Below are 3,125 nucleotides of genomic sequence, written 5' to 3' on the forward strand. Positions count from 1 at the left end.
TGTCAGCACCTGGGCGCCATGGCGCAGCAGGCGTTCCCGGGGGCGCTCGGAACAGGCCAGGCGAGTGTCTTGTGGCATGATTAGGCCCTAAAATGGACGGGTTTGCATCGATTCCTTCACGGTGGCATTTTGACTTCAATCCAAGCCGCGCAGCATGTCCGACCGGACTCTTATGTCACGCTGCACTACCGCATCGAACTGTTGACGGGCCCCGGGGCCGGTACGGTGTTCGTCGATACCTTCCTGGACCGGCCTGCCACGCTGCAGATGGGCATCGGCCAGTGGGCGCCGGGGATCGAGTCCCTGCTGCTCGATCGCCCGGAAGGCGAACACTTCACGGCAGACCTGCCCGCAGCCCAGGCGTATGGCGAACGCAACCCGGATCTGCTGCGCTGGGTCGGGCGCGATGAAATGGCACGCAATGCCCCGCCGGACACCGAATTCGAGGCTGGCGACATGGTTGAATTCGTGGCGCCCAATGGTGGCCGTTATTCCGGCGTACTCAAGGTACTGCGCGATGATGCCGCCCTGTTTGACTTCAACCATCCCCTTGCGGGCATCGACCTGCAGGTCGAAATCAAGATTCTGGGGGTTCTGTGACCGAACACCGATCCACTACCGCTGTACCGGTCAGTGATGTCCGGGGGGCCGAGATCGTTCTGGCGCAGCCGCGCGGTTTCTGTGCTGGCGTGGACCGGGCCATCGAAATCGTCGAGCGTGCCCTGGAAATCCACGGGGCGCCGATCTACGTGCGTCACGAGATCGTGCATAACCGCTACGTGGTCGAGGATCTGCGCGCCAAGGGCGCGGTTTTCATCGACGAACTGGAAGACGCGCCTGCGGGCTCGATCGTGATCTTTTCCGCCCATGGCGTTTCCCGCGCCGTACGTGACGAGGCCGAACGCCGTGGCTTGCGCATTTTTGACGCCACCTGCCCGCTGGTGACCAAGGTCCACGTCGAAGTCGCTCGCATGCGCAAGGAAGGCCGCGAGGTCATCATGATCGGCCACAAGGGCCACCCGGAAGTCGAAGGCACGCTGGGCCAGGCCGATGACGGCATGTACCTGGTCGAATCGGTCGAGGATGTCCAGGCCCTGCAGGTGCGCCACCCGGACCGTCTCGCCTTTGTGACCCAGACGACCTTGTCCGTCGATGATGCCGCCCAGGTGGCCGATGCCTTGCGCGCGCGCTTTCCCGGCATTGCCGAACCCAAGAAAAGCGACATCTGTTATGCCACGCAGAACCGGCAGGACGCCGTGCGCATCATGGCGCCGCAGTGTGATCTGGTGCTGGTGGTCGGCAGCCCGAACAGTTCCAATTCCAACCGCCTGCGCGAGGTCGCCGAGCGCAAGGGCGTGACCGCCTATCTGTTGGATCATCCCGACATGATCGACCCTGACTGGTTGCGCGACGCTCAGCGGATTGGCGTGACGGCTGGCGCCTCTGCGCCCGAAGCCCTGGTGCGCCAGGTGATCGAGCGCCTGCAGGCCCTGGGCGCGCGGTCCGTGCGTCCTTTGGACGGCGTGCGTGAACAGGTGGCTTTCCCCCTGCCGCGCGAACTGTCGCGCAAGCGGGTGGAATGACATGAAAATCGGCTTCTGTGGACTGGGCCGCATGGGCGTGCCCATGGCGAAGCGTTTGTTGCAGGCCGGCCATGAGGTCCACGTCTGGAACCGTTCTCCCGGCCCGCTGCGGGATCTGCAAGCTGCGGGCGCCCACGTCTGCGCGACGCCGCGCGTGCTGGGCGAACGCTGTGCCTGGGTCGCCCTGTGCCTGTTCGACGCGGGGGCGGTGCGCGATGTGGTGTTTGGTGTGGATGGGCTGGCCCAGGCTGGTTCGCTGGAATTGCTGATCGACCATTCCTCCATTCCGCCAGCCGAGACCCGAGAATTTTCCGAACGCCTGGTCCGGGCCAATGGCGCCGTCTGGCTGGATGCGCCGGTGTCCGGCGGGACGGGCGGCGCGGCGGCCGGCACCCTGGCCATCATGGTGGGTGGGCCGGCCGACGTCTGTGATCAGGCGGCGCCGTTGCTGATGGCGTATGCCAGCCGGGTGACCCACATGGGGCCGACGGGCTGTGGCCAGGTGGCCAAGCTCTGCAACCAGACCATCGTCACGGCCACGATTGCCGCCATTGCCGAATCGGTCGCTTTGGCGCAGGATGCCGGCGTGGATGCCGCTCGCCTGGCCGAGGCGCTGGCCGGCGGCTGGGCCGATTCCACATTGCTGCAGATTTTCGTGCCGCGCATGACCCAGGCCCCCGGCGCTGCCCAGGCCACTCTGGACACCATGCTCAAGGACCTGGATACGGTGGCCGCTTTGGCGCGTGACCAGGGCACTGCCATGCCAGTGGCTACCGCAGCCGGACAAAGCTATCGTCTGGCCAGCCGCCAGGGCCTGGGGGCAGAAGACGCTTCGCAGCTGATCCGGCTGTACGACCGCGCCGCCAGGCGTGCTGATGGAGAAACATCCCGATGAGTTCGCGTTCTTTGAAGACCGCCGCCGGTCTGGTGGCTGCCCTGGCGGTCGCCTACACGGGGGCTTCCTGGTATGCCGGGCGCCTGGCCCAGGAACGGATCGAGGCCTGGGTCGAGCGGGCCAATCAGGAAATTGCCGCGCAGTGGGCGTCCGCCGATCCGCGCCCCGTCTTGACGATCCAGGACTACCGGCGTGGGGTGTTTGCCTCGGACATCCGCTACGGTTTCCAGTTCCGCGACGAAGCCGGCCGGGACCAGACCCTGGGCCTGCAGGACGCGCTGGTGCACGGCCCCTGGCCCTGGGCGGCAGTGCGCCAGGGTGAATGGCGACCTGCGGCCGCCTGGAGCCGGATCGAGCCTTTGCCGGGTGGTTCGTGGCAGCCCTGGTTCGATGCGTTGCCTGCTGGTACGGCACCCTGGACGCTGCGTTCCAGGATCGGGTTCGATGGTGGAGTCGTGGCGCACTGGCGCCTGGAGCCGGTGCGGCTGGCCGACGATCGTCTGGATTTCAGCGGCGGTGATGTACGAATCGACTACGCCCCCGAGGCGCGCCGGACAGCGGTGTCCGGGCACATCGATCGACTGGCCGCGTTCGATGCCGATTCCGGCGTCCGGGTGCGCTTCGAGGGCCTGGATTTCGATGGGGCG

Annotated in this window: 4 protein-coding genes; all 4 read left to right on the forward strand. The window is 66.4% G+C overall.

Features of this window, described 5'->3' with window-relative positions; genetic code table 11:
* The first annotated feature begins 129 nt into the window (after window positions 1-129).
* Window positions 130-600 (forward strand): FKBP-type peptidyl-prolyl cis-trans isomerase, encoded by a 471-nt coding sequence (locus tag RBR29_RS11615; protein ID WP_320349442.1) that lies wholly within the window; start codon window positions 130-132, stop codon window positions 598-600.
* Entirely contained in the window at window positions 597-1,583 is a 987-nt protein-coding gene (gene ispH, locus RBR29_RS11620; protein WP_320349443.1) for a 4-hydroxy-3-methylbut-2-enyl diphosphate reductase, read from the forward strand. The genes RBR29_RS11615 and ispH overlap by 4 nt, the downstream gene beginning before the upstream one ends.
* Before the next feature lies 1 nt (window position 1,584).
* Entirely contained in the window at window positions 1,585-2,478 is an 894-nt protein-coding gene (locus RBR29_RS11625; RefSeq protein WP_320349444.1) for an NAD(P)-dependent oxidoreductase, read from the forward strand.
* Window positions 2,475-3,125: DUF945 family protein (locus RBR29_RS11630; RefSeq protein WP_320349446.1), on the forward strand; the 651-nt coding region annotated here is incomplete at its 3' end. The genes RBR29_RS11625 and RBR29_RS11630, both read left to right, overlap by 4 nt.

This window comes from Castellaniella sp. (genome assembly GCF_034007085.1).
In the GTDB taxonomy this organism is placed as follows: Bacteria; Pseudomonadota; Gammaproteobacteria; order Burkholderiales; family Burkholderiaceae_B; genus Castellaniella.

Bases quoted from the DNA above. Each gene is read 5' to 3' on its own strand.
- RBR29_RS11625 (WP_320349444.1), top strand. From the start codon at position 1,585: ATGAAAATCGGCTTCTGTGGACTGGGCCGCATGGGCGTGCCCATGGCG.